Source organism: Brevundimonas sp. ALps5 (genome assembly GCF_058681645.1).
Genome location: NZ_CM178744.1, coordinates 2,447,834 through 2,472,761 on the forward strand (window position 1 = coordinate 2,447,834; position 24,928 = coordinate 2,472,761).

Annotated in this window: 21 protein-coding genes; 11 read left to right on the top strand and 10 right to left on the bottom strand. The window is 65.4% G+C overall.

Features of this window, described 5'->3' with window-relative positions; all coding sequences use genetic code 11:
* Position 1: 1 nt before the first annotated feature.
* The 3 genes from arr to ACW172_RS11845 are packed head-to-tail and all read right to left on the bottom strand — an operon-like array spanning position 2 to position 4,054.
* Positions 2-415, bottom strand: a complete 414-nt coding sequence (gene arr, locus ACW172_RS11835) for an NAD(+)--rifampin ADP-ribosyltransferase (protein WP_492031641.1) — start codon at positions 413-415, stop codon at positions 2-4.
* Between the two features lie 16 nt (positions 416-431).
* Positions 432-3,731 (bottom strand): carbamoyl-phosphate synthase large subunit, encoded by a 3,300-nt coding sequence (gene carB, locus ACW172_RS11840; protein ID WP_492031642.1) that lies wholly within the window; start codon positions 3,729-3,731, stop codon positions 432-434.
* Positions 3,732-3,751: 20 nt separating this feature from the next.
* Complete coding sequence (locus ACW172_RS11845; protein WP_492031643.1) at positions 3,752-4,054, bottom strand: hypothetical protein; 303 nt, start codon at positions 4,052-4,054, stop codon at positions 3,752-3,754.
* Between the two features lie 251 nt (positions 4,055-4,305).
* On the opposite strand from ACW172_RS11845, the gene ACW172_RS11850 reads away from it, so the two are divergent.
* Both ACW172_RS11850 and ACW172_RS11855 read left to right on the top strand, forming a co-directional pair.
* Positions 4,306-4,950, top strand: coding sequence for a helix-turn-helix domain-containing protein (locus ACW172_RS11850; protein ID WP_492031644.1), 645 nt, complete (start codon positions 4,306-4,308; stop codon positions 4,948-4,950).
* A gap of 28 nt (positions 4,951-4,978) precedes the next feature.
* Positions 4,979-5,455 (top strand): ester cyclase, encoded by a 477-nt coding sequence (locus tag ACW172_RS11855; protein ID WP_492031645.1) that lies wholly within the window; start codon positions 4,979-4,981, stop codon positions 5,453-5,455.
* A gap of 12 nt (positions 5,456-5,467) precedes the next feature.
* Here ACW172_RS11855 and ACW172_RS11860 read toward each other — a convergent pair whose 3' ends face one another.
* Complete coding sequence (locus ACW172_RS11860; protein WP_492031646.1) at positions 5,468-6,187, bottom strand: HAD family hydrolase; 720 nt, start codon at positions 6,185-6,187, stop codon at positions 5,468-5,470.
* Positions 6,188-6,242: 55 nt separating this feature from the next.
* The gene (locus ACW172_RS11865; RefSeq protein WP_492031647.1) at positions 6,243-7,259 is read right to left on the bottom strand and encodes an acyl-CoA thioester hydrolase/BAAT C-terminal domain-containing protein; all 1,017 of its coding nucleotides are present in this window, start codon (positions 7,257-7,259) and stop codon (positions 6,243-6,245) included.
* Positions 7,260-7,445: 186 nt separating this feature from the next.
* Here ACW172_RS11865 and ACW172_RS11870 point away from each other — a divergent pair, with 186 nt between their 5' ends.
* The 3 genes from ACW172_RS11870 to ACW172_RS11880 all read left to right on the top strand — a co-directional run bounded on the left by ACW172_RS11870 (position 7,446) and on the right by ACW172_RS11880 (position 10,083).
* Positions 7,446-7,775 carry a DUF805 domain-containing protein gene (locus ACW172_RS11870; protein WP_492031648.1) on the top strand — a complete coding sequence of 110 codons (330 nt, stop codon included), beginning with the start codon at positions 7,446-7,448 and terminating at the stop codon, positions 7,773-7,775.
* A gap of 197 nt (positions 7,776-7,972) precedes the next feature.
* Positions 7,973-9,130, top strand: a complete 1,158-nt coding sequence (carA, locus tag ACW172_RS11875; protein WP_492031649.1) for a glutamine-hydrolyzing carbamoyl-phosphate synthase small subunit — start codon at positions 7,973-7,975, stop codon at positions 9,128-9,130.
* On the top strand, positions 9,130-10,083 hold the full coding sequence (locus ACW172_RS11880; protein WP_492031650.1) for a hypothetical protein: 954 nt from the start codon (positions 9,130-9,132) through the stop codon (positions 10,081-10,083). The genes carA and ACW172_RS11880 overlap by 1 nt, the downstream gene beginning before the upstream one ends.
* Here ACW172_RS11880 and ACW172_RS11885 read toward each other — a convergent pair.
* Together ACW172_RS11885 and ACW172_RS11890 are read right to left on the bottom strand one after the other, a co-directional pair.
* Positions 10,080-10,349 carry a hypothetical protein gene (locus ACW172_RS11885; protein ID WP_492031651.1) on the bottom strand — a complete coding sequence of 90 codons (270 nt, stop codon included), beginning with the start codon at positions 10,347-10,349 and terminating at the stop codon, positions 10,080-10,082. The genes ACW172_RS11880 and ACW172_RS11885 overlap by 4 nt on opposite strands.
* 309 nt (positions 10,350-10,658) lie before the next feature.
* Positions 10,659-11,054, bottom strand: coding sequence for a cupin domain-containing protein (locus tag ACW172_RS11890; protein WP_492031652.1), 396 nt, complete (start codon positions 11,052-11,054; stop codon positions 10,659-10,661).
* 109 nt (positions 11,055-11,163) lie between these two features.
* Between ACW172_RS11890 and dnaG the strand changes: the two genes are divergently transcribed.
* The 6 genes from dnaG (at position 11,164) to ACW172_RS11920 (ending at position 19,323) form a co-directional block, all read left to right on the top strand.
* Positions 11,164-13,056 carry a DNA primase gene (dnaG, locus tag ACW172_RS11895; protein ID WP_492031653.1) on the top strand — a complete coding sequence of 631 codons (1,893 nt, stop codon included), beginning with the start codon at positions 11,164-11,166 and terminating at the stop codon, positions 13,054-13,056.
* 94 nt (positions 13,057-13,150) lie between these two features.
* On the top strand, positions 13,151-15,103 hold the full coding sequence (gene rpoD / locus ACW172_RS11900) for an RNA polymerase sigma factor RpoD (RefSeq protein WP_492031654.1): 1,953 nt from the start codon (positions 13,151-13,153) through the stop codon (positions 15,101-15,103).
* A gap of 229 nt (positions 15,104-15,332) precedes the next feature.
* Positions 15,333-16,160, top strand: a complete 828-nt coding sequence (locus ACW172_RS11905; RefSeq protein WP_492031655.1) for a hypothetical protein — start codon at positions 15,333-15,335, stop codon at positions 16,158-16,160.
* A 134-nt stretch (positions 16,161-16,294) separates the two neighbouring features.
* On the top strand, positions 16,295-17,605 hold the full coding sequence (locus ACW172_RS11910; RefSeq protein WP_492031656.1) for a DNA methyltransferase: 1,311 nt from the start codon (positions 16,295-16,297) through the stop codon (positions 17,603-17,605).
* A 35-nt stretch (positions 17,606-17,640) separates the two neighbouring features.
* On the top strand, positions 17,641-18,669 hold the full coding sequence (locus ACW172_RS11915) for a DUF262 domain-containing protein (protein ID WP_492031657.1): 1,029 nt from the start codon (positions 17,641-17,643) through the stop codon (positions 18,667-18,669).
* A gap of 270 nt (positions 18,670-18,939) precedes the next feature.
* Positions 18,940-19,323: a hypothetical protein gene (locus tag ACW172_RS11920; RefSeq protein ID WP_492031658.1), complete on the top strand. Its 384-nt coding sequence runs from the start codon at positions 18,940-18,942 to the stop codon at positions 19,321-19,323.
* A gap of 249 nt (positions 19,324-19,572) precedes the next feature.
* Here ACW172_RS11920 and ACW172_RS11925 read toward each other — a convergent pair whose 3' ends face one another.
* From ACW172_RS11925 to ACW172_RS11935, 3 genes are all read right to left on the bottom strand, one after another.
* Complete coding sequence (locus ACW172_RS11925; protein WP_492031659.1) at positions 19,573-22,089, bottom strand: TonB-dependent receptor domain-containing protein; 2,517 nt, start codon at positions 22,087-22,089, stop codon at positions 19,573-19,575.
* A 297-nt stretch (positions 22,090-22,386) separates the two neighbouring features.
* The gene (locus ACW172_RS11930; RefSeq protein WP_492031660.1) at positions 22,387-24,222 is read right to left on the bottom strand and encodes a hypothetical protein; all 1,836 of its coding nucleotides are present in this window, start codon (positions 24,220-24,222) and stop codon (positions 22,387-22,389) included.
* 139 nt (positions 24,223-24,361) lie between these two features.
* Positions 24,362-24,868, bottom strand: coding sequence for a VOC family protein (locus tag ACW172_RS11935; protein ID WP_492031661.1), 507 nt, complete (start codon positions 24,866-24,868; stop codon positions 24,362-24,364).
* Between the last annotated feature and the right edge of the window lie 60 nt (positions 24,869-24,928).

A 24,928-nucleotide genomic window follows, 5' to 3' on the forward strand; every position in this document is an offset into this window, starting at 1 on the left:
CTCAGTCGATGGCCTCGACGCCCTCGGCCTTCATCCGCGCGACGAAATCCTTCATGGCCTGAAGCTGTTCGGGGGGATGGGGCGTCCAGTCGGTGACCTCGCCGACGATCCGCAGAGGCTCCCGAGAGCGGTAGGAGCGGGTCGGATTGCCCGGGAACTTCTTGTCCGTCAGGTTCGGATCGTCGACCCAGTCGCCGGTCGGCTCGACGATATAGATGCGCTGACGGTCGTCGCCGATCGCCAGTTCCGCGCCCCAGATCGCCGCCTCCAGCGTGCCCGCGAAATAGATCCACGATCCGGCGGCGCCGCTCCCGAAATTCGAACCCCAGCCGACGGCCAGTTCATCGCCGACCCCGAGATCGGCGCGCGTGCCGTGGTAGAAGGGGCCCTTCTCGTCCGGCACGGCGTCGGTCATCGCGGTCTCTCCTCGATCAGCCGTAGGCTTGGATGGCCTTCACATCCAGTTCGCCGGCCTTGATGGCCCCGATCGCCTGGGAGGCGGCCAGCGCCCCGGCGGCGGTGGTGTAGTAGGGGATCTTCATCATCAGCGCGGTGCGGCGCAGGCTGAAGCTGTCCTGCAGCGCCTGCTTGCCGTCGGTGGTGTTGAAGACCAGCTGGACCTCGCCGTTCTTCATCGCGTCGACGATGTTCGGGCGGCCTTCCAGCACCTTCTTGACCGGGGTCACGGCCAGACCCTGTTCGGCGAGCCAGGTCGCGGTGCCGCCCGTGGCGATGATCCTGAAGCCCTGGGCGATCAGGGCGGCGACGGCTTCGGTGATGAAGGGCTTGTCGTCATCCTTGACGCTGACGAAGGCGCAGCCCGAGGTCGGCAGGGTGGTGCCGCCGCCGATCTGGGACTTGGCGAAGGCGCGGGCGAAGGCGGGGGCCATGTCGGTCTCGCCGTCGCGCTTCCAGTCCAGACCCATGACCTCGCCGGTCGAACGCATTTCCGGGCCGAGGATGATGTCGACCCCGGCGAAGCGGGCGAACGGGAAGACCGCTTCCTTGACCGCGATATGGTCATAGGGCTTGTCGGTCAGGCCGAAGGACTTCAGCGGAACCCCGGCCATCACCTTGGCGGCGATGGCGGCGACCGGCAGGCCGATGGTCTTGGCCACGAAGGGCGCGGTGCGCGAGGCGCGCGGGTTCACTTCCAGCACGAAGATGCGCGGGTTCTCGGAGTGCGGCTCCTCGATCGCGAACTGGACGTTCATCAGGCCGCGCACCTTCAGCGCCCGGGCCATGGCCTCGGTCTGGCGCTTTAGCTCGGCGACGACGGCCGGCGACAGCGACCAGGGCGGCATCGAACAGGCGCTGTCGCCCGAGTGGACGCCGGCTTCCTCGATGTGTTCCAGAACCCCGGCGACGAAGACGGTCTCGTCGTCGCACAGGGCGTCGACGTCCACCTCGGTGGCGCGGTTCAGATAGTGGTCGATCAGGACCGGATCGTCGCCCGAGACGCGCATGGCCTCGCCGACGTAGCGGTCCAGACCTTCACGGTCGTGGACGATCATCATGCCGCGGCCGCCCAGCACATAGGAGGGGCGCAGGACCACCGGATAGCCGACGCGGTCGGCTTCGGCGGCGGCTTCCTCGTGCGAGCGGGCCAGGCCGTTCGGCGGCTGCTTCAAACCGATGTCGTTCAGCATCTGCTGGAAGCGCTCGCGGTCCTCGGCCAGGTCGATCGAGTCCAGCGTCGTGCCCAGGATCGGCACGCCGTCGGCATGCAGGGCGTGGGCCAGTTTCAGCGGCGTCTGGCCGCCGAACTGGACGACGCAGCCGATCAGCTCGCCCTTCGAGCGCTCGACCTCGATCAGCTCCAGCACGTCCTCGGCCGTCAGCGGCTCGAAATAGAGGCGGTCGGAGGTGTCATAGTCGGTCGAGACCGTCTCGGGGTTGCAGTTGACCATGATCGACTCGACGCCGATGTCGGCGAAGGCGAACGCCGCGTGGCAGCAGCAGTAGTCGAACTCGATGCCCTGACCGATCCGGTTTGGTCCGCCGCCGAGGATGATGGCCTTCTTCTTGTCCGACGGCTCGGCTTCACACTCGGGGATCTGGCCCAGCGCCCCGGTCTCGTAGGTCGAATACATATAGGCGGTCGCCGAAGCGAACTCGGCGGCGCAGGTGTCGATACGCTTGAAGACGGGACGGACCGACAGGTCGCGGCGCGCCGTGCGGACGGCGCTCTCGCTCTGGCCTGTCAGCTGGCCGAGACGGGCGTCGGAGAAGCCCTTGGCCTTGAGCTTGCGGAAGTCGGCGGCGTCGGTCGGCAGGCCCTTGACCCGGACGTGTCCTTCCTCGCGCACGATGTCGGCGATCTGGCGCAGGAACCAGGGCTCGTAGGAACAGGCGGCGTGGACCTCCTCGACCGTCAGGCCATGGCGGAAGGCCTGGGCGATGACGCGGATGCGGTCGGGCGTGGGCTGGCCGAGCGCGCGGATGACGGCGGCGCGGGCGGCGGCGTCATCGGGCACGTCCGAGGTGCCTTCGATCTCGATCTCGTCGAAGCCCGACAGACCGGTCTCCAGACCGCGCAGGGCCTTCTGCATCGATTCCTGGAAGGTCCGGCCGATGGCCATGACCTCGCCGACCGACTTCATCGAGGTGCCCAGCAGGGGCTCGGAGCCCGGATATTTCTCGAAGGCGAAGCGCGGGATCTTGGTGACGACATAGTCGATCGACGGCTCGAAGCTGGCCGGGGTCACCTGGGTGATGTCGTTCTGCAGTTCGTCGAGCGTGTAACCGACGGCCAGACGGGCGGCGACCTTGGCGATCGGGAAGCCGGTGGCCTTCGACGCCAGCGCCGAGGACCGCGACACGCGCGGGTTCATCTCGATGACGACCATCCGGCCGTCGGCGGGGTTGATCGCCCACTGGACGTTCGAACCGCCGGTCTCGACGCCGATCTCGCGCAGGACGTTGATCGAGCCCGTGCGCATGCGCTGGTACTCTTTGTCGGTCAGCGTCAGGGCGGGGGCGACGGTGATCGAGTCGCCCGTGTGCACGCCCATCGGATCGACGTTCTCGATCGAGCAGATGATGATGCAGTTGTCCGCCGTGTCGCGGACGACCTCCATCTCGTATTCCTTCCAGCCGAGGACGCTTTCCTCGATCAGGACCTCGGTCGTCGGCGACAGGTCGAGGCCGCGCAGGACGATCTCCTCGAACTCCTCGCGGTTATAGGCGATGCCGCCGCCGGTGCCGGCCAGGGTGAAGGAGGGGCGGATGACGGCGGGCAGGCCGACGAACTCCAGACCGTCCAGCGCCTCTTCCATCGAATGGGCGGCCTTGGAGCGCGGGCTTTCGAGGCCCAGCTTGTCCATGGCGTCGCGGAATTTCTGACGGTCCTCGGCCTTGTCGATGACCTCGGCCTTGGCCCCGATCATCTCGACATTGTACTTCTTGAGCGCACCGGAGGCGTCGAGCGCCAGCGCGGTATTCAGGGCCGTCTGGCCGCCCATGGTCGGCAGCAGGGCGTCGGGGCGCTCCTTGGCGATGATCTTCTCGACCATCTCGGGCGTGATCGGCTCGATATAGGTCGCGTCCGCCAGCTCCGGATCGGTCATGATCGTGGCGGGGTTGGAGTTGACCAGGATGACGCGATAGCCCTCGGCCTTCAGCGCCTTGCAGGCCTGGACGCCGGAATAGTCGAACTCACACGCCTGGCCGATGACGATGGGGCCGGCGCCGATGATCAGGATCGACTGGATGTCTGTACGCTTGGGCATCGGGGCCTCTTGGTCTTGAACTAGTTCGTAATGACCGCGCACTCCCAGCCGTCATAGTCGAGCTGGAAGGCCGCGGCCCAGGATTGCATCATGGCGGAGATGGGGGCGAAGGCCTCCTCGTCCACCGGTATGGTCGTTTCAAGGACGGTCATCTCGTCCTGGCCCCGGGTCACGAAACCCGCGCGGCGGGCGACCTCGTTCAGGTCGTCGTGGTCGCCTTCGCCGTAGAAGTAGAACAGGGTGTGGCGCGGGGTGACGCCGTTGTCGCCATGCGTGGCGAGAGCGGCGCGGACGGCGGCGTCTTTCTCGTCATGCTCGGACATGGGGCGGTCTCGCGCGAACGACCGGCGGCGCGGGAGTCGCGGCCGGTGGCGTTCAGGTTGTCGGTTAAGCGGCCCGTCTAAAGACGGGGGGGCTGGGGAGCAACCCGTAATCGCAACCGTTCACCACCGGCCAAGGATCGCCCAGGGCGACAAATTCGAAGAACTGTGTTCTTGTTCGGTCCGTCCGCTGGAGACCGGCTGTGAACGCTTCTCCTGTCCCGTTCCTTCGCGCCAAGAGCGTTCTGCAGACCGTGGCGCCCCATGGCCATATCGGCCTGCCCGACGTTTGCTGCGATCTCTACTGGTGGGATGGCCGCCTGCAGTTCGCCGGTCCGGCGACCTCCGCGACGGTCGCGCCGTTCGCGGGACATTCGGTGACCATCGTCTGCCTCGATCCACTGGCCGCGGGAGCATGGCTCGGAGTTCCCATGGCCGAACTGACCAATCAGGTCTTTGATCTGGCGGATATCGACAAGCGGCGCGCATCAGAAATATCGACGCTGTTCGAAACGGTTGGCGTCGCCGGATTTCCGTCCGGACCCGCTGCGCCGTCTTCCGGAGATGATCGCGTCCGGTTCGCCGCGGCCGCCTTGCGTGCCGGACGGTCGGTGGCGCGCGTCGCGGACAGGCTCGAGCTCTCTCAACGTCAGCTTGAGCGGATTTTCTTCGACCACACCGGACTGACGCCCAAGCGGTTCGCCGGCGTGGTTCGCTTCCGCCGTGCGGTCTTCGCCGCCAAAGGCGGTCAGAGCCTGTCCCAGGCGGCCAGTTCGGCGGGCTACGCCGATCAGGCGCATCTCACGCGCGAGAGCGGGCGGCTGACGGGCCAGACGCCCCGCAAACTGCTGCCCAATGTCGGAAAGGTTCAAGATTTGATCCACGGAAGCTGGGAGTAGGGGGCGTCAAACGCCGCCTTGAACTGGAATGACCGCCGAGATGACTGTCCAGAACCGCAACATCCGCACCATTCGAGCCTATCTCGAAGACTTCAACCGTCAGGACCCCGACGCCCTGGCCCGGCACTGCACTGATGATTTCAGCAATCATGGGCGGCGCGTGGGCAAGGCGGGCGCGCGCTGGGTGCTGGAGGACATCTTCACCCGCTTTCCGGATTGCAGGCAGGAGGTCGCGAACATCGTCGCGGCCGAGGACGATGTGGTCATCCGCGTCAGCTACAGCGGGACCCATCGGGGCGTGGGGCGACGCCCCATAGACGGCGGCTTCATGATCGGTGTCCCGCCGACCGGCCGCGCCTTCTCGGTGCAGCACATGCACTGGTTCCGTCTGGAGGACGGGCTGATCACCCATCACTGGGCGAACCGGGACGATACGGGAATGCTGGTCCAGCTCGGACTCATGGATCCCGCGCCCGTCTATGATCCGGCGACCGAAATGGCCTGACCGGAGAGGACCTCATTCGTCGATGGACGGGTCCCGCGCATCGCGGCCTTCGATCCACGCCGGGAGCGCCGCGATGGTGTCGAGCGCGCCGTAGCGGGGGTGGCTCTCCGGCGCGTCGGCCAGTTCGTGGGCCCAGGTGACGTGGTAGGGGATGTGGACCCCGAAGGCGCCCGCCTCCAGCGCCGGCAGGACGTCGGACTTCATGGAGTTGCCGGCCATGACGGCCTCGGCCGGGCCGGTGCCGTGGCGGGCGAAGACGCGGTCATAGGTCCCGCGGTCCTTCTCCGAGACGATCTCGACGGCCGCGAACAGGTCGCCGAGGCCCGATGCCGCGACCTTGCGCTCCTGATCCATCAGGTCGCCCTTGGTGATCAGGACGAGGCGGTACTTTTCCGACAGGGCGCCCAGGGCCTCGGTGACGCCCGGCAGGGTTTCGACCGGATGGGCCAGCATCTCGCGCCCGGCGGCCAGGATCTCGCGCACCACCTCGGGCGGGGCGCCGCCGTCGCACAGCTCCATCGCCGTCTCGATCATCGACAGGGTGAAGCCCTTCACCCCATAGCCGTAGAGGCGAAGGTTACGCCGCTCGACCTCGGCCAGCCGGGTCTCGATGGTTTCGAGGTCGCCGTGGTCGTCCAGCAGGTCGACGAAACGGGCGTGGGTCAGGCGGAAGATGGTCTCGTTGTGCCAGAGGGTGTCATCGGCATCGAGGCCTACGGTCGTGATGGTCATGAGGCGGGTCCTAGGCCCCCAACCCGCCTCTCTTCAAGACCCGCCTCGTTTCAAGTCAGTTCAGAGCCTCGCGCAGGAAGGCGAGGACGCGGGGCCAGCCGTCGTTGCGGGCCGCGACCAGACCCGGGACGGTGCCGCCGAGCGAGGTGGCGCGCTGGAGGCCGGGAGCGTCCGGCGACACCGGAATGCCGAAGGCGGCGTGACCGACGTCGGGATAGGCGATGTTGACCACCGGATACGCGAAGTGATGGTCCTTGAGCCGCTGCTCCACCTCGGCGGCCATGCGCGAGGAGGGCCACAGGCCGTCGGCCTGACCCGAAATCATCATGACCGGGCCGTGGATGTTCTCGACTGGAATCCGGGCCTCGGCGGGGGCGGCGGCGAGGCTGTCGTTGTAGAGATTGAAGACGCCGGTGAAGCCCTTCGACAGGTCGTAGTGGGTGTAGGGCAGGGGCTGGCCGTCGGCGGTCCAGGACGAGCCGACCGGGCCGCCGGCCATGTCGATCCCGGCCCAGACGACGCTGGACGGCACGCCCACGACGACGGCGCCGATCTGCGGTTCGCGGCTGGCGATCAGCAGGGCCAGTTCGGCGCCTTTCGAGATGCCCATGACGGCGATCGGGCCGTGGATGTCGGGGCGGGCCTTCAGCCAGGCCAGGGCGCGGCCGATGGGCTCGATCGGGACCTCGTTCAGCTTCTCGAGCTGGCCCGGTTCGCCGAAATAGGAGACGGCGATGGCGGCGAAGCCCTCGTCGGCCAGATGCCGCGCCAGACCCCGCGATCCGTTGAGACCGCCCTCCGATCCCCCCAGAACGATCACCGCACCGGAAGAGACTTGCGACCCCGCGACGGGGGCGAAGTAGTCGGCGACCAGACCTTCTTCACGGATCACCACGGTCGCGGGCCGTGCGGCGGGCGCGGCCTGCTGGGGCGCGGCCTGCTGTGGCGCGGACGGGGCGCCGGGCGGCGTCTGGGCGACGGCCGTTCCGGTCAGGACGAAGGCGCCGAGCAAGGCCGCCGACAGGGCGGCGGATGCGCCGACGAAAGAGGTGATGGACAGGGTGGCGGGCATGTCGTTCTCCGTTGATGAAGAACTTTACATCACAAAGTAGAATGCCGGTCAACCGGCCTGTCCGTCAGGCGGCAAACCTTACGGCGTCGTCACTGGCGCTTTCGGAGACCCGTGTTAGCGTCTTTTTCGATACGGCGGGGGCGCCGATCAGGATCGACCGCGTTGGATCGGAGCAGGGGGAACACCATGGAAGATTTCATCAAGCCGTACAGGCGCTACGCCCAGTTCGAGGGGCGGTCGGACCGCAAGGAGTTCTGGTACTATGTGATCTTCTATCTGGTGGTCAGCTGCATCCTGTCGGTGCTCGACGGCATTCTGTTCGGCGGCAACTACACCATCGTCAGCGATCAGGGCTGGCGCATGTCCTACGACCGCGACGTCCTGGGCGGGCTGTTCAACCTCGTTTCCATTATCCCCTGGATCGCCCTTCAGGTCAGGCGGCTGCACGACACCAACAAGTCCGGTTGGCTGGTGCTGTTCTGGTGGTTCCCATCATCGGCTGGCTGCTGCTGCTGATCTGGTACTGCGAGAAGGGCGACGCCGCGGCGAATGTTCATGGCGAAGCGCCCGAGGGCAGTCGGCTCCCTGCCGACTTCTAGTGGGAACTGTCGGCGCGCGGACGGACTTCGGTCGTATGCGGCGTTGACCCCGGCGGCGCGTCTCTGTAGTCACGCCGCCGTTTGTCCGCCCGGATTCGGTGCTAAGGAACGGCCATGACCACTCAACTGCTTCCCGGCTGCACCGGCGTCCTCGCTCTGGCCGACGGAACCATCCTGCAAGGGATCGGCGTCGGCGCCGTCGGCACGGCCCTGGGCGAGGTCGTCTTCAACACGGCCATGACGGGCTATCAGGAAATTCTGACCGACCCCTCCTACATGAGCCAGATCCTGGCCTTCACCTTCCCCCACATCGGCAACACCGGGGTGAACGTCGAGGACATCGAACAGCTGGGCGGTGGGTCCGACACCTCGGCCCGGGGCGCGATCTTCCGCGACCTGCCGACCGACCCGGCCAACTGGCGCAGCGAGGCCAGCTTCGACGCCTGGATGAAGCGCCGCGGCGTCGTCGGCCTCGCCGGCGTCGACACCCGCGCCCTGACCAAGATCATCCGCGACAAGGGCGCGCCCCACGCGGTCATCGCCCACGATCCGGAAGGCAGGTTCGATCTGGACGCTCTCGTGGCTGAAGCGAAGGCCTGGACCGGCCTCGTCGGCCTCGACCTCGCCAAGCCCGCCTCGACGCTTCAGTCGTTCGAATGGGACGAGGGCCTGTGGGCCTGGCCGGAAGGCCACCCGAAGACCGAAGGCCGCAAGAATGTGATCGTCGTCGACTATGGCGTGAAGCGCAACATCCTGCGCGCCCTGGCCTCGACCGGCGCGAAGATCACCGTCGTTCCCGCCACGACCTCGGCCGAGGACATCCTGGCCCGCGATCCCGACGGCGTGGTCCTGTCCAACGGCCCGGGCGATCCGGCCGCGACCGGCGAATACGCCGTGCCGGAGATCCAGAAGCTGGTCGAGAGCGGCAAGCCCGTCTTCGGCATCTGCCTGGGCCACCAGATGCTGGCCCTCGCGCTCGGGGCGAAGACCGTGAAGATGGAACAGGGCCACCACGGCGCCAATCATCCGGTCAAGGACCTGACGACCGGCAAGGTCGAGATCGTCTCGATGAACCACGGCTTCACCGTCGACCGCGACAGCCTGCCCGACGCCGTCGCCGAGACCCACGTCAGCCTGTTCGACGGCACCAACTGCGGCATCGAGCTGAAGGGCCGTCCGGTGTTCAGCGTCCAGCATCACCCCGAGGCCTCGCCCGGACCGACCGACAGCCTTTATCTGTTCGACCGGTTCTCCGCCCTGATGGACGCCTGATGGCCCTGCCGTCCGCGAGCTCGGCCTATCTGGGCTGGCTCGCGCGCGCGCTGAAGCCGGATCAGACCGCCCTGCCGCCGGTGAAGGGCGACGTCGTTCTGGGCTACGGCACAGGCTATGATGCGGCCGACATCGCCCCCTTCGTCCTGTCGCTGCGGGCCGTGTTCGACGGGGCGGTGGCCCTGGTCGTCGACGACCGGCCGGACCTGAAGGCCTTCCTCGAACAGCACGGCGTCATCGCCGTCCATCCGCAACATCTGGGCGGCTGGGAGCCCCACGCCGTCATGGCCCGGTTCGCGGCCTTCGACCGGCTGCTGAGCCTGTGGCCCGAGGCGAAAAGCGTCCTGATCACCGATGTCCGCGACGTGATCTTTCAGGCCGCGCCGTTCGCGCCCGCCCCCCGCGGGCTCGAGGCCTATGTCGAGTATGAGGACGGGGTTCTCGGCGACCACGCCTTCAACATGAAGTATCTGCGCGCCCTCGCCGGAGACGATCTGGCCGAGGCCATCGCCGACCGCCCTTGTGTCTGCGTCGGCACCGTCATGGCCCCGCGCGAGATCATGATCCGCTTCTGCCGCACGGTGATGATGCTGGCGGCCATTCCGCGGTCGGAGCTGGGCGGCGCCTTCGGGGCCGATCAGGCCGCTTGCAATCTGGCGGTTCACATGGGGCTGGTCGAGGCGGAGATCCGCCCCAACTACGGACGCATCGCCACCCTGGGTCTGACGAAGACGGAGACGCTCGGCTGGTCGGACGGCCGCGTGACCAATCCCGACGGAGGCTGGAGCGCCATCGTCCACCAGCACGACCGGCATCCGGCGCTGGCGACCGCCGTCCATGCCCGCTGGGGCGGCGGGCTGGAGCACCGGGTGCGGGTGCAGAAGAAGACCTTCGCCCAACGGCTCGACAAACAGACCCAGTCCATTCGTCGCCGCCTGCCGGAACTGCGCTAGGGGATCGGCGCGAAGCTGCGGTCTTCGCGGCGCAGGGCGCAGGCCTTGCGGATCGCGGCGGGGGCGGCGCTGAACCAGTACTGGGCGTCGTCGTCGCGATGGGCGTGTTTTCGCTCCAGCCCGCGAAGCCGCCTGAGCGCCGCGTTCTCGAGCAGCCGCGCATGCAGGGCGCGAGGCGAGAGTTCGGCGATGGCGGGAGAGCCGGGAACGGCGACGGTGTCGGGTCCGATGGGCTCCACCGCCGGACGGGCGATAGAGATGAACATGGGAAGTCCTTGAACGCAGATCGAGATTGCGACGCCGACCGCGTCCTGGCCCCGTTTAGCCCGCCCTCTTCCGGGGCCGGTCGATTGGTTAATCCACAACGCCTGTGGACAGTTCCGTTGTCGGATAAAAATATGCGTTAAATCAGGCCGTTACGGACACGCTTTGAACTTTATGGTTAAAAATCTCTTAACGGTGACGCTACTTGTGACTGTTAAGGTCGAATTTTCCTATGTCTTTGGTTGAATTTCGCGTGTTCGGCTGCGGCAAAGGTTAACGGCTCCGCTTGCCGTTCATGGACAGCTCTGAGGTCAGTTCTGCCGACGCTCGACGTTCGAGGCGCCGTCGGGGGTCTGGTCGACGGCGAACATGCGCACCGTTTCAGCGCCGATGACCGTGCCGCGATGCCATTGCCCGCGCGGCTCGATGAAGACGTCACCGGCCTTCAACTCATAGATCTGACCGGTGTCCAGGTTCTCGACCCGCAACTGACCCGCCAGCACATAGGTGAAGCGTTGATACGGGTGTCGGTGTTCGGGAAAGACGGCCCCCGGGGCCAGTTCGGTGATGAAGGCGCTGACGATCGCGACGGCGGGCGGCTCGATCGGCTGTCCGGACGCCGTAGTGTCGTGCCGGCCGAGCGGCGTGACCACGGGGCCGGCGGCCTGAAGAGCCGTCACCAGCAGAATGTTCAGAAGCGTTTTCATAAAATAACGCTGTCATCTGAATACGATTGTGTCGAGTCTTTCCGGGTTTCACGCGGTGCGGCCCCGGCTTTGGATGGCTTAATCGCAACGCCCGGCCTAGTTTGGCTCCATGCGTTTCGACGAGCGTTTTCTTGAGGAGTTGAAGGCCCGCCTTCGCCCGTCCGACGTGATCGGCCGGTCGGTGAAGCTCAAGCGTCAGGGACGCGAGTGGGTGGGCCTGAGCCCCTTCTCGAAGGAGAAGTCGCCGTCCTTCTTCGTCAACGACGACAAGGGCTTCTTCCACGACTTCTCCTCGGGGAAGCACGGTGACGTCATCTCCTTCCTGCAGGAGGTCGAGCGGCTGTCGTTCCCCGAGGCGGTCGAGCGTCTGGCCGCCGAGGCCGGGATGCAGATGCCGGCCGAGGACCCCCAGGCCGCCGAGCGCGAGCAGAAGCGTCAGGGCCTGTCGGACTGGATGGACCTGTCGCAGAAGTGGTTCGCCGCCAATCTGCGCCGCGCGGCCGGCAAGGCGGCGCGCGAATACCTCGAACGGCGCGGCCTGCCCGAGGACCAGTGGGAGCGGTTCGGTCTCGGTTATGCCCCCAACGACCGCGAGGGGCTGAAGAACGCCCTGATCCAGCGCGGCGCCAAGCCGGGCGAGCTGGTCGAGGCCGGAATGCTGATCTCGCCCGAAGGCAGCGGCGCGCCCTATGACCGGTTCCGCGACCGGCTGATGTTCCCGATCCTCGACGCGCGGGGTCGGATCGTCAGCTTCGGCGGCCGGGCCATGAACCCCGACGACCGGGCCAAATATCTGAACGGGCCCGAGAGTCCGCTCTTCCACAAGGGCGCGACCCTGTACGGCCTGCCCGAGGCGCGACGCATCCTCGGCGCAGAATCCAAATCGACCCAGGCCATCATCGTGGTCGAGGGCTATATGGACGTCATCGCCTGCCAGCGCGCCGGCCTGCCGGCCGTGGCGCCGATGGGCACAGCCCTGACCGAGGAGCAGATGGAGCGGCTATGGCGGGTCTCGTCCGAGCCCGTGCTGTGCTTCGACGGAGACGGCGCCGGCCAGCGCGCCGCCTATCGCGCCATCGAACGCGCCCTGCCGCTGCTGAAACCCGGCCGGTCGTTCCGCTTCTCCCTGCTGGAGGGCGGTCAGGACCCCGACGACATCCTGCGCGACAAGGGGGCGCCGGCCCTGCGTCAGGCGATGGGCGAGACCAAGCCCTTCGCCGAGGTTCTGTTCAAGCGCGAGGTCGAGGCCGAACCCCTGGATACGCCCGAGCGCAAGGCCGGGCTTAAGGGGCGGCTGCGTCAGGCGGCGGCGGCCATCCAGGACAAGGATCTGGCCGAGCAATACCGCCGCGAGATGTTCGAGCGGTTCGACGCCCTCTTTCCCTCCGGTCGCAACGCCCCGCAGTCGCAACGCCCCCAGCAGGGCGGGGCAGGGGGGCGCTGGCGGGGTCCGCCGCCCAAGCTCGGCCAGACCGCCGAGGGCGCCGAGGCCATGCAGTCGCTGAGCCGCTCGATCGAGCCCGTCGCGGCCGCCCTCGCCCACGGGGCCATCGATGATCCGGAACGGATGGACGACCATCTGGAGGCCATCGCCAGCCACGGCTTCGGCGATCACGCCCTCGACGGACTGGCGCAGGAACTCGTCCGTCTCCGGTTCAGTCACGTGGGGGGCGGCCAAACCCTTGACAGTGCGGCATTGCGACGCCATCTGGCCGCTTCGGGACACGATGCTTTAGTGCGCGAGGTCGAGAAGGCGGCGGCAAAGTCCGGCGCGCCTTTCCTGGCCGCAAATGCGCCCCTCGCCGAAGCAAGGGTCCGGTGGTCGCAAGCGTTCGACGCTCTGACCCGCGTGGCGGGGCTTGAGCAGGCGCTGGCGTCAGCGAAGTCGAACGCCGAACAGGCCTTCGACGCCTCCGCCTTCAGTCGTCTGAAGGCGGAACGCGACGCGTTGCGACGAGCCATCAAGACCGGGACGATTTGGGAAGACGAGGCTTCTTCGTAACAAACGAAGGCCCGGCGCGTTCTCTTTTCGAACGGATGTTGCATTTTTGCCGAGGGGTCTGGCGGCCTCCGAACCGGCTGGAGACAGAGACTGAATGACTGATACGCAGGAACCTGCTGAGACCTCGTCCGACGGGCCGCTGCTCGACCTTACGGATGCGGGCGTCAAGAAGTTTATCAAGCAGGCGAAGGCCCGCGGCTATGTCACGATGGAGGAGCTGAACAAGGTCCTGCCGTCGGAAGAAGTCACGCCCGACGCCATTGAAGACACCCTGGCGATGCTGTCCGAAATGGGCGTCAACGTCGTCGAGGCGGAAGAGGACGCGGCCGAGAGCTCGGGCGGCGAAGTCGCCGAGCGCGCCGAGACCCAGATTTCCGACGAAAACGCCAAGCCGACCTATGACCGCACCGACGACCCGGTGCGCATGTACCTGCGCGAGATGGGGAGCGTCGAACTGCTCTCCCGCGAGGGCGAGATCGCCATCGCCAAGCGCATCGAGGCCGGCCGCGACGCGATGATCTCGGGCCTGTGCGAAAGCGCCCTGACGTTCGAGGCCATCATGGTCTGGCGCGACGAACTGGCCAACAACCGCATCCTGCTGCGCGAGGTCATCGACCTGGACGCGACCTACGGCGTGATCAACCCGTCGTCGCTGCCGCACAACCAGCCCCAGGCCCCGATCCCCGGCCAGCCCGTGCCCGCCGCCGCCGAATCCGAAGAGGGCGGCGCCGAGAAGGAAGGCGGCGAGGAAGACGAGGACGAGGACTTCGACGATGGCGGCGGCATGTCCATCTCGGCGCTGGAAGCCGAGCTGCGCGACGGCGTCATGGAGACCCTGGACGCCATCGCCGCCGACTTCGACGCCTTCCGCAAGCTGCAGGAGAAGCTGGTCGAGACGCGCCTGAAGGGCGAGGACCTCTCGGACAAGGACCGCAAGGCCTATGAGGCCCTGTCGACCGGCATCTCGGACCGGCTGAAGACGGTCAAGCTGAACAACAACCGCATCGAGGCCCTGGTCGAGCAGCTGTACGCCATCAACAAGCGGCTGATCGGTCTGGAAGGTCGTCTGCTGCGTCTGGCCGACAGCTACGGCATCTCGCGCCCCGAGTTCCTGAAGTCCTACTTCTCGAAGGAGCTGGACCCCAACTGGACCGAAAACGTCAAGGAAATGGGCGTCCGCTGGACCAAGTTCTCGGACAACGAGGCCGCCCAGATCCAGAAGATCCGCATGGACGTCGCCGCCGTGGCGGTCGAGGCCGGCCTGCCGATCGACGACTACCGCCGCATCGTCCAGACGGTCCAGAAGGGCGAACGCGAAGCCCGTCAGGCCAAGAAGGAAATGGTCGAGGCCAACCTGCGCCTCGTCATCTCCATCGCCAAGAAGTACACGAACCGCGGCCTGCAGTTCCTGGACCTCATCCAGGAAGGCAACATCGGCCTGATGAAGGCGGTCGACAAGTTCGAGTACCGCCGCGGCTACAAGTTCTCGACCTACGCCACCTGGTGGATCCGTCAGGCGATCACCCGCTCGATCGCCGACCAGGCGCGGACCATCCGCATCCCGGTGCACATGATCGAGACGATCAACAAGATCGTCCGCACCAGCCGCCAGATGCTGCACGAGATCGGCCGCGAGCCGACCCCGGAAGAACTGGCCGAAAAGCTGGCCATGCCGCTGGAGAAGGTCCGCAAGGTCCTGAAGATCGCCAAGGAGCCGATCAGCCTCGAGACGCCGATCGGCGACGAGGAGGACAGCCACCTGGGCGACTTCATCGAGGACAAGAACGCCATCCTGCCCATCGACGCGGCCATCCAGTCGAACCTGCGCGAGACCACCACCCGCGTGCTGGCGTCCCTGACGCCGCGCGAGGAACGCGTCCTGCGCATGCGCTTCGGCATCGGCATGAACACCGACCACACCCTCGAAGAGGTCGGCCAGCAGTTCTCGGTCACCCGCGAACGCATCCGCCAGATCGAGGCCAAGGCGCTCAGGAAGCTCAAACACCCGAGCCGGTCGCGCAAGCTGCGGAGCTTCCTGGACAGCTGATCCGGGAGCCGGAAAAGACGATCAGGGGCCGTCCGAAAGGACGGCCCTTTTTCGTTTCGGCCTGTCTCTGTTGTCCCCGTGCAAAGTGTCCCGGTTTCGGGGACAGGGGCGGGGCAAAGGGGGACGAAACGGGGACATTTGGGCCTGTAACCGTGCAACAGGACCGGAACAGGGACTGCAACGGGCGCCTGCGACCGGGCGTGACGCAGGGGCGGGGTTTCCTCGCCGCATGGGAAAGCCCGCCCGCATCCGCTATTTCGCCGGCCCCGAGATCTGGGCCTTGGCCCAGGACGCCTATCTGCTGGGCGAGAGCGCCAACGCCATCGCCGCCCGCCTCGGCCTGACGGTCAACGGCATCAGGAAGCGCGCGGCGAGGAAGGGCTGGACCCGGACCAAACACGCCGAGGCGATGCAGCGCGCCGCCCAACCCCTCGCCCCGCGTCAGGCGCTGGAGGAGGCCATCGGTCAGGCCGGCCGGATGATCCGTGACGGCCGCTTCGACGAGGCGACCCGGCTGGTCGCCACGGCCGAGCGTCTGGTCCGCGCCGCCCGCGCGGCCCCGCCGCCGCAATATACGCCCGAGGAAAAGGCCGCGCTGGAGGCCGAACGCCGCGCCGCCCGCGAGGCCGAGACCCGCCGGCTTCAGGCCTGGGCCGAAGAGCGCGCCATCAAAATGGCCCACGCCCTGCTCAGCGAAAAGGGCTGGGACTTCGCCGACGACTTCGCCCTGACCGCCCTGCACTGGCGCGCCCGACATCTGGGCCCCGAACAGGCCCTCGCCGACTTCCACCGCGGCGTCAGCGGCGGCTGGGCCGCACGCTACTGGACCGCCGACGGCCGCCTGAAACCCGTCCCAATCCCGGCGGCACCGTCAGACCGGATGTGGCGCCAGCACCTGAGATCGACCGGGGTGGGGGAGGGCGACGCGGCCGGCCAATGGCCGCCGGCCTGGGCGGAGGCGGGGGTGGAGGCTCCCGTGGAGACGGCGGACCGCACAGCGGCGCCGCAGGCCATCAAGCCGGAGCCCGAGCGGGGACCGATGGTGAAGCGGCTTTAACTAGTCGGGATAACGGCTTTACGTCATTGGCATCGCCCACGCCTCACGACGGTTGTGAGATAAGTGGCGGCTCACGCCCAGAGTGATTAAGATGAACTGAATGCTGCGAATCGAGAAGCAGCAAGGAGCCTTTGATGACCGCCCGTTTGGACGCCTTGGACATTATCTCGCCCAAGCGGAACGTGCGTAACAACAAAGGGTGGGAGGGGTTTTTCCCATACTATGCGGGTTTTCCCGAAACCTTCGCTGAGCGACTGATCCGTTCAGCCGATTTGACGGCCGACAGCCGAATTTTAGACCCATGGAACGGTAGCGGAACGACTACCTTTGCGGCATCTCGGCTAGGCGTACCCAGCGAAGGTATCGACCTAAACCCGGTAATGGCTGTTGTCGCCCGCGCGCGATCGCTAGCCACCAGTGAAGCTGACGCGATCATGCCGCTCGCCAAAGAAGTCGTTTCGAGCGCGCGGCGACTGCGCTCTGCGTGCGCGCCAACCGACCCTCTTTTGAAATGGTTCGGCCCACAAACCGCGTCATGGTTCAGATCTATCGAGTCCGCTGCCAGGGTTCTGCTGATCGGTGATTTAACGATTTCGTCAGCCGGCACGAACTTCGACAATCTTTCCGCTATCGCCTCCACCTTTTATGTCGGCTTATTCACTCACTGCCGCGAGGTGGCCAAAAGCTTTGCGACAACCAACCCTACGTGGATGAGAACCGCTCGTTGCGGCGAGCGCCGCGCTTCAAGGCCAGCAGCAGATCTTGACGCGCGCTACCTGTTCCTTCTCGCTGAAATGGCAGCGGCTCTGTCGGAAGCTCCGGAGCCTATTGTTGCGCGGGCGCCGATCGGGCTTCGGGTTGCCGACACCACGTCCGATCTGAAGGGCGCGGCCGAGTTTGATATGGTTCTTACCTCGCCGCCCTATTGCACTAGGCTAGACTACACCGCCGCAACCAAAGTCCAGCTTGCGGTTCTGTGGCCATTGATGACGACCACCACCGGCGAGCTTAGCCGGCAAATGACCGGGTCCATCCGCGTCCCGTCAATCGTCCAAGACGTAGAAAGTGGCTGGGGGCCGACCTGTTGCGACTTTCTAGAAGCCGTTGCAAGCCATCCCTCGAAAGCATCGAGCGGCTACTACCTAAAGACTCACATCGACTATTTCGCGAAAATTTATGCGTCGCTGTCGGGCATATCACGGAAGCTGAAGCAGGACGGCGTGGCTGTGCTCGTTGTCCAGGACTCTCACTATAAGGAGATCCACAATGACCTTCCTAGAATCCTCGGTGAAATGGGCGAAAGCCACGGACTTTCGCTTGGCCGCCGGGCCGATTTTCGGCTGAACCGAACGCTAGCAGGGCGACACCCGCATACGAAATCGTATCGCGAACGGATTGATGCAACCGAGTCAGTTCTCTGCTTTGAAAAGAAGCCAAACCTCTAAAAAGGGACACTGCTGTGAAAGCTAACCCCTCCCCCATGTCGGTGGCCGACTACTGCCATGACTACAACAACGGGAAAATATCCGTCAACGACGACTATCAACGTAACGTAGGGCTATGGACCGCGCAGGCGCGGTCTTTTTTTATTGAATCTATACTTTTGGAATTTCCCATTCCGAAACTATATCTTCACGCAAGGCTCGATCTCCGCAGCAGGCAACAAGTAAAAGAGGTTGTTGACGGCCAACAGAGAACGCAAGCTCTAGTTTCTTTTTTTAACAATAAGCAGAGACTCACAAACAATATCGACACCGTCGCGCTCCGGGGGTTAAAATACAGTCAACTTAGCGATGAATGGAAGTCAAAGTTTCTTTCTTATTCTCTTCCAATAGATCAATTTTCAGGAGCTCCTGATGAGGAGGTTCAGGAAGCTTTCCGCCGAATGAACGCCAATAATGTTCCTTTGAATGACGAGGAGCAGCGGAACGCGCGTTTCCAAGGGCCGTTTAAATGGTTTATCGTGCGCATCGGCGACAAGTATAAGCTTGCCCTAAACAAGGTTGGTCTTTTCAGTCGCCGGGATTTGGTCCGAATGTCGGATCTCAAATTCTACGCCGAAGTATCGTTGGCTTTGGATAGCGGTTTTTCGACGGTTAAAGGCAAGCAGCTCGACGATCTTTATAAGAAGTATAACGGCACTTTCCCGATCGAGGTGGACCTCGAGGACGCGCTGTCCTACCCTATAGAGACTTTCCTTGCGACCCCGGAGTTGCACAAGCCTACGCTACTCAGAACTCATGTTTTCCAATCTTTAGTGCTGGCTATTCTAGTGCGCAGGGATCCGGAACGTCTCGCCACCCTTGTCCCGGCAGCGCATCAGGCTCTCCTCGCAGAGATCAACGCGAAAGCCGTACCGATGGAGGTCCTCGCAGACGCACTGCAAACGCCTGACGACTTCCCCGCGCTGCAAGATTTCATCGATGCCTGCAGCAAAAAGACGAACGTTGAAGAATCGAAACGAATTCGGTTCATCTACTTCTACGAAGCGCTCGGTATTCGGGCTTAAGCCGTGCGTCCGGTTGGTGATCTTGGGAAGCTTTACGGATCATTCAGTTATCGGTTGCTCCGGCTAAGGCGCCTTTACGGCGTTGCCACCAACCAAATCGAACCTCGAAGGTCTGAGCTCCTTGCGATTAGCGTTATTGAGTTGGACAATCTCGTCTTGGAGTCTTTGAGGGCGTTTACAATCAGCAGTCTCCGCGGAGCTCGAACCGCAACCGGAGCTCGAATCAGAGTTTCACGTTCATTCGGACACGAAGAAGAGGTTGCGGCGTATATGCTTCAGACCCTTGCCTCTCCCGCGTATATTCGGTTGAGAAGCCCTCAGCGCGTCGGCCGAAAACTGGAGCCAACGGTGAGGGATCCACGGGATACCGCAAAGGTCTTCGCTGGATGTGGTGCCACGAATATCAGCTCGCTCCAAAATGCGCTCGCGCTCAACACCACGCTTTTTTCTGATCTCGGAACCGTCCGTAATTTCTATGGCCACCGCAATGCCGACACATGGCGCAAGGTTAGGGTCAAAGGCCAAGCGATGGGTCAGTTTTCTGCCAAGCACCCCAACGACCTCGTGACATTCATCCAGCACGGCAGGCCGGTCACCGTCTTCGAAGATTGGCTTGATGATGCCGACCTGTTTTTCGAAGAGGCCAGCCGTTAGCGTCGGCGACCTGCAGAATGCCAAATTACCGCAGGTGAGTTTGCGTGCGCCTGTCCCGTAAGGATCGTCTTTCTCCAATACGTAAACCGCATCGTTTCCTGTCCACGAAGTCTGCGGATAAGGGGGAAGGATAATGGGCGCGGACAGAGACCATAGCGCGGGCCTTACGAACAGACGCTCTGAGTCCAACTCATACGTCTCGTTAGTAGGGAGTGGCGACCCCTCCCGAGGCCGCCGCACTTTCGCTGATCAGAAATCCATCCGCGCCGACAGCGACACCGTCCGCCCGTTCGCAGCCCGCCCCAGACCCACGCCGTTCGCCGGCACCGACGGCGTCGTGATCTCGATCCAGGCGACCTCGTCGAAGAGGTTGTTGGCGTTGAGCATGAGCTGGACGCGTTCGGTGGGGCGGTACTGGAGGAAGGCGTTGACCAGCAGGTAGCCGGGGACGGTCATGATGTCGTTGTCGGTGGCGTAGCTGCTGGTGGCGCCGATGAGGTTGGCGCCGACGGTGAGCCAGCGGTTCTGGTACTGGGGCGTGGCCTGGTAGAGGAAGTCGGGCTGGCGCCGCGGGACCATGCCGTTGACGGTGGGGTTCAGCTTGTCGTCGACGATCTCGGCCTGGGTCCAGGTGACGCCGGCGGTGAGGCTGAACGGGCCGTGCTGGACGGCGCCCTCGGCCTCGACGCCATAGGCCGTGTAGTTGCGGTCGGTGGTGATGGCGCCGGCCTGGACGTTGGTGTCCTCGGTGTCGGCCGAGAAACCGGTGACGTTCAGGGTCAGGTTGGCGCGGCGGTATTTGAAGCCACCCTCCAGCTGTTCGACGATGTCATAGCCGTCGGCGTCGTCGGGCATGGAGCCGTCGACGGTGCTGACCTTGGAGGAATAGAGGATCTTGTCGGCGCCGGCGCGGGCGCCGCGGCTGTAGCGGGCGAAGACGGCGAAGGGCTCGGCCACGCGGAAGTTCACGCCGGTCGAATAGCTGAGATAGCCGTAGTCGTAGTTCACCGGGGCGGGGCTGCCGAGCGGGGTGACGGCGGTCTTGCCCTCGGCGACCGAGATGACGCCGTCGCCGTTGAAGTCATAGCCGATGATGCCGACGCGGCCGCCGCCGAGGTCGGCGCCGTAGAGCTGGCCGCTGACGTCGCCGGCGTCCCAGCGCAGGCTGCCGCCGACGGACATGCGGCCGAAGCGGTAGTTGAGCGAGCCGTAGGGGGCGACGATGTTGTACTGGACGTCGTATTTGCGGCGATAGAAGGCGGTATTGCCCGAGCGGTTGAAGCCCAGGTAGCCGCCCTGGGTCTGGGGGATGCCGCCGGCGTTGGTGTAGTTGATCAGGGCCGAGGTCCCGTCGGCGCCGACGACCTGGAGGTGGTTGCCGTACAGCCAGTCGCTGCCGAGGTTCTGGAGCGAGTTGTAGAGGCCGGCGGTGACGGTCAGCTCATTGCCGCCGATCTCGAAGGCGCGGCTGGCGCGGATGTCGTTGATGGCGTTGTCGAGCTTGGTCGCGTCGATGCGGTTCAGCGAGCTGGCGACGACCAGGCCGTTGCCGTTGATGGTGGCAAGGTTGGTGATCGTCTGACCCGCCATAGGGCCGGTGGCGTAGCTGAAGGTCCCGGTCCCGGCGCCCAGGGAGGCGGGCAGGGCGTTGCCGGCGTAGACGGCGGAGATCAGGTTGCGGGTGGTGCCGCCCGAGATCTGCGAGTAGCGGGCGCGCTGGGTGATGGTCCAGTCGTGGACGGTGAACTGGCTCTCCAGACCGATCGACTTGACCTCGGCGTTCATGCCCGTGCTCATCGGGATGACGGTCGGGTTGTTGGAGCCGTCCAGGGTGATCACGCCGGGCAGGTAGCCGGACAGCATCGAGTCGTGGCGGACGTCGTAGCCGTTGAAGCTCTCGAAGGTCGGGTCGTCGTTCGTGCCGGTGATGCGCACGGGGCCGGACAGGTACTGGGGCGACTTGTCGTTGAGGTATTTGCCCGACAGGCGGACGTAGCCGCCGGTGAAGGTCTTCGTCAGGTTGAACTTCAGCTGGCCGCCTTCGAAGGCGTTATAGCCGACGTCGCGCGGGCCCTCGCCGGAGCGGTAGAAGCCGCCGACGTGGAAGCGCAGGGTGTCGCTGAGCGGGGCGCCGTAGTCGAAGTCGACGCGGTTGGTGTCGTAGTCGAGGCCGGTGGTGATCTGGATAGCGCCGCCGCGGACGTCGCCGGTCTTCGAAAGCAGGTTGATGACCCCGCCGGGCGAGTTGGAGGCGAAGGTCGAGGACGAGCCGCCGCGGATGGCTTCAATGGCCGCCAGGTTGAAGTCGGCGCGAATGAAGATGTCCGAGGCGACGTTGAAGAAGTCGCCGAACTCCAGGACCGGCAGGCCGTCCTCCTGGATCTGCATGTATTTGGAGCCGCTGGACGCCAGGGGCAGGCCGCGGATGGTGTAGGCCGAGTTGCCGTCGCCGGTGGAGGACTCGGTGCGGATGCCCGGGATGTTGCGGATGATGTCGGCCAGGGAGCGGGCGCCGAGAACCTGAATCTCGTTCTGCCTCAAGGCGCTGGTCGAGGTGGCGCTGTCCAGACGGTCGCGGCCGCGGGCGACGCCGGTGGAGAAGACAGCCTCGGCGGGGGCGGCGGCCGGTGGCCGGGCGGCGGGGGCCTGGGTCTGGATGGCCTCGCCGGCTGCGGGTTGGCCTTCGGGTTCGGCGGCCAGGACCGGGCTGAACATCGAGGCCAGAACAACAGGCGCAAACGCCAACAGCAGTGATTTCGTCTTCATGATTTATCCCCCGGATTAAGAACCGCGCCCAATCGCCTTGGGACAAGAAGGATAATCAGCGATTAACCGAACTAATCTTCGTCTCAGAGTTTGATATAACCTAGGTACTACTACGTAACGGTACAACTTCCGAATATATGATCATTGGTTAGTCTTAAGGGGTGATGCGCCCGGGTCTGCGGTGGGGCGGTAATCGTCAGTTCTGTCGGGTTGCCGCCACAATTGGCCGCTCCGGAATAGTGGAGGACTGAAGGCTGAAGAGAGAAGAGCGTCGGCCTTTGCGCCGGCTTGGGAAGACTAGAGCCGGCTGTCGGAAAGCAGCAGACGGTTGGTCACCGCGGGCAGGGCGGCGTCATAGTACTGACGCAGGACGTCGACGGAGGCGAGAGCGCTGGAGTCGATGGTCGCGCCGCGCGGTTTGAGGATGATGAAGGCGTTGCGCAGAGTGCGCGGCGCCGGGCGTTGCAGGCGGACCAGCCAGTCGGGGGCGACGACGTCCGAGACGGCGATGGACGACTCCTTGCCCCAGATCGTCGCCCCCTCGGCGGCGCCGCCGGCCCAGGGGGAGAAGAAGGAGCGGCGGACCTTGCAACTGGTCCCGACGGCAAAGTCGCCGGTCGGCGGCCGGGTCAGAAGCCGGGGAGCGTCGTCGATCGAGGCCGTCCGGTCGAACAGATTGTCGTAGGGCGCGCCCATGACCCAGGACAGGGGCAGGCGACGCAGCAGGGCGCCGGGCTTGGGCGACAGCCGGTAGAGGCGATCCGGCGTCAGGTTCGGGAGGCCCTGGCCGGGCTCCAGGGCCGTGTGCTGGGCCGGGATGAAGCCGAGAACCTGGCCGTCCTTGAGGATGTCGAAGGTGAAGTACTCGCCTTCCGCGAGGATCGCCGTCTGGGTGCTGGTCATCATGCCCACCGCCACGGCGGACTCAGAGGTGTCGACCGAGGCCACAGTGGTCCAGTTGGTGAAATCACCCCGCACGAAGGCGGTCTCGGGAGACGCCGCATTGTCGAACATCAGCGGCGCCCGGGCGCCGGTCAGGGCGTTGGCGAGGACGGCGAGGCCGCTGTTGCCGATACAGGCCTGGAAGTACCAGCGGGTGTTCTTCTTGACGGCGCGCAGCATCATCGCCGCATTCGGGTTGCTGAGCGGCCGGTAGGCGGCGCCGATCGTGGCCCGGCCGAGCTCGACCCCGGCCCGGTTTCTGGCCACCAGTACGCCGTGGTCGTCGTGGAAGCCGAAATGGATGAAGCCGCCGCTCTGGAACTCGACGTAGAGGCCCGCCCCGTAGCGGACGAAGGGGCTGACCGTCAGTTTGGGGTCGATCCAGCTGACCCGGCCGGGCGTCGGCGTATCGGCGAAACAGTCGCGGGCCGGTTTCAGTCCCATGAGGTAGAGGTCCAGATCCCCCAGCAGCGGCGCCAGGGCCAGGGGCTGAAGGTTCGGCACCCGGGCCAGCATCTCGGACGGCGGGGCGAAGGTCCACTGAACATGGCCCCCGTCGGCGGGAGTGCTGCGCCAGCGCGACCCGTCCTGGGTCGAGAACTGGTTCATGAAGCAGGTCCAGTGGCGTTTCTGACGCGCCAGCAGCGGCGGGACCTCGAACCGTCGCTCCGCGCTGTAGGCGGCCGTCAGATCTCCCTCGGTGAGCGGCGCGGCCAGACGCCCGTCGGCCAGTCGGATCTGCAGGGCGCTGGGGACCAGCCAGGCGTGGGTCCCCTCATGGATCATCAGGCCGGTGCGGTTCTTGATCTCGGCGATCGAGACCCCGCGAGGAAAGCGGCGCATATCGCCCGCCCCAAGGAAGGGGCGTCCGCTCTGATCGAGATCGGCATAGGTGAAGTTGGCGGAGGTGGGGTTGGTGTCGGGCTGGGCGGGCCAGGGAAAGACGAACCAGGCGTCGTGCGATCCGGCCTGAACCGGCCCGGAGCCGGCGTTGAGGGCGTCGATGAGCGGTGGCCGGAAATCGCCGGCCGGATCGAGGCCTTCGACGATCAGCAGGTTCGGATAGACAGGGTCGCGAGCGGCGGTGACGCCGGTCTGGGCCTGAGCCCGGGCCTGGGCGACGCCTGAGGCTCCGGTGGCGGTGGCGGCAAGACCCGCCAGAACGGCGCGTCGATCCATGTGCAGGCCCATGACGCTCTCCAGTTTCTGATTTTGAATAACACGGGTCTTCAAAATTAGAAGTCGGCAATGCCGAGGCCGGAGATTCGCCTGTGGGCGAAAGCGAGGGATGGAGGCGGTATCTCGCGCAGCCGCCTCCATCCCGTTCTCCTCACGCGTTCGCGAGCGTGCGCTCCTGGGGCTGATGGGAGTCCAGGGCGCGGTTCGGGTCGGCCATGTCGGTCACGGCATTGGCGAAGCCCAGATATTCCTCGGCGAAGGCCGGGGTGAGGGCCTCGACCAGCCAGGCGTTCTCGATCCAGACCTCGACGACGTGGAAATGGCCGCCGCGGTCGCAGACGTAGCTCTCCCAGCCGCGGGCCCGGGCCATTTCATGGATGGTCTCGGCCGAGTGGTCGACGCTGACCGCGAAGTGGGTCGGCGAGCGCTCCGGTCCGGTTGCCGGGTTCTGGACGAAGATGGAGCCGGGCTCGCCGTTCGGGACCATGACGGTTCCGGCCGGATAGATCTCGACGGCGGTGCCCTTGCCGTCGGCCTTGAAGACCATGCGGCTGCCCGGGTTGGGCGGGAAGTCGACGGACACGCCGCCGATCAGCTCGGCGAAGAAGTCGCCGACGGCATTGGGGTCGCGGGCGCTGACGGACAGGTGGTGGATCATCTTGGTAGTCTCCCTTGAGCAGGCAAGGCTCCGCCGTGGGCGCGCGAAGGGGTTCGCCGC

Excerpts from the sequence above, each read along its gene's own strand:
- ACW172_RS11905 (WP_492031655.1), top strand. The coding sequence starts at position 15,333 with ATGGGAAAGCCCGCCCGCATCCGCTATTTCGCCGGCCCCGAGATCTGG.
- ACW172_RS11910 (WP_492031656.1), top strand. The coding sequence starts at position 16,295 with ATGACCGCCCGTTTGGACGCCTTGGACATTATCTCGCCCAAGCGGAAC.
- dnaG (WP_492031653.1), top strand. The coding sequence starts at position 11,164 with ATGCGTTTCGACGAGCGTTTTCTTGAGGAGTTGAAGGCCCGCCTTCGC.
- ACW172_RS11930 (WP_492031660.1), bottom strand. The coding sequence starts at position 24,222 with ATGGGCCTGCACATGGATCGACGCGCCGTTCTGGCGGGTCTTGCCGCC.
- carB (WP_492031642.1), bottom strand. The coding sequence starts at position 3,731 with ATGCCCAAGCGTACAGACATCCAGTCGATCCTGATCATCGGCGCCGGC.
- ACW172_RS11865 (WP_492031647.1), bottom strand. The coding sequence starts at position 7,259 with ATGCCCGCCACCCTGTCCATCACCTCTTTCGTCGGCGCATCCGCCGCC.
- ACW172_RS11880 (WP_492031650.1), top strand. The coding sequence starts at position 9,130 with ATGGCCCTGCCGTCCGCGAGCTCGGCCTATCTGGGCTGGCTCGCGCGC.
- ACW172_RS11890 (WP_492031652.1), bottom strand. The coding sequence starts at position 11,054 with ATGAAAACGCTTCTGAACATTCTGCTGGTGACGGCTCTTCAGGCCGCC.
- ACW172_RS11860 (WP_492031646.1), bottom strand. The coding sequence starts at position 6,187 with ATGACCATCACGACCGTAGGCCTCGATGCCGATGACACCCTCTGGCAC.
- ACW172_RS11935 (WP_492031661.1), bottom strand. The coding sequence starts at position 24,868 with ATGATCCACCACCTGTCCGTCAGCGCCCGCGACCCCAATGCCGTCGGC.
- ACW172_RS11870 (WP_492031648.1), top strand. The coding sequence starts at position 7,446 with ATGGAAGATTTCATCAAGCCGTACAGGCGCTACGCCCAGTTCGAGGGG.
- ACW172_RS11855 (WP_492031645.1), top strand. The coding sequence starts at position 4,979 with ATGACCGCCGAGATGACTGTCCAGAACCGCAACATCCGCACCATTCGA.
- ACW172_RS11885 (WP_492031651.1), bottom strand. The coding sequence starts at position 10,349 with ATGTTCATCTCTATCGCCCGTCCGGCGGTGGAGCCCATCGGACCCGAC.
- carA (WP_492031649.1), top strand. The coding sequence starts at position 7,973 with ATGACCACTCAACTGCTTCCCGGCTGCACCGGCGTCCTCGCTCTGGCC.
- ACW172_RS11845 (WP_492031643.1), bottom strand. The coding sequence starts at position 4,054 with ATGTCCGAGCATGACGAGAAAGACGCCGCCGTCCGCGCCGCTCTCGCC.
- rpoD (WP_492031654.1), top strand. The coding sequence starts at position 13,151 with ATGACTGATACGCAGGAACCTGCTGAGACCTCGTCCGACGGGCCGCTG.
- ACW172_RS11925 (WP_492031659.1), bottom strand. The coding sequence starts at position 22,089 with ATGAAGACGAAATCACTGCTGTTGGCGTTTGCGCCTGTTGTTCTGGCC.
- ACW172_RS11915 (WP_492031657.1), top strand. The coding sequence starts at position 17,641 with ATGTCGGTGGCCGACTACTGCCATGACTACAACAACGGGAAAATATCC.
- arr (WP_492031641.1), bottom strand. The coding sequence starts at position 415 with ATGACCGACGCCGTGCCGGACGAGAAGGGCCCCTTCTACCACGGCACG.
- ACW172_RS11920 (WP_492031658.1), top strand. The coding sequence starts at position 18,940 with ATGCTTCAGACCCTTGCCTCTCCCGCGTATATTCGGTTGAGAAGCCCT.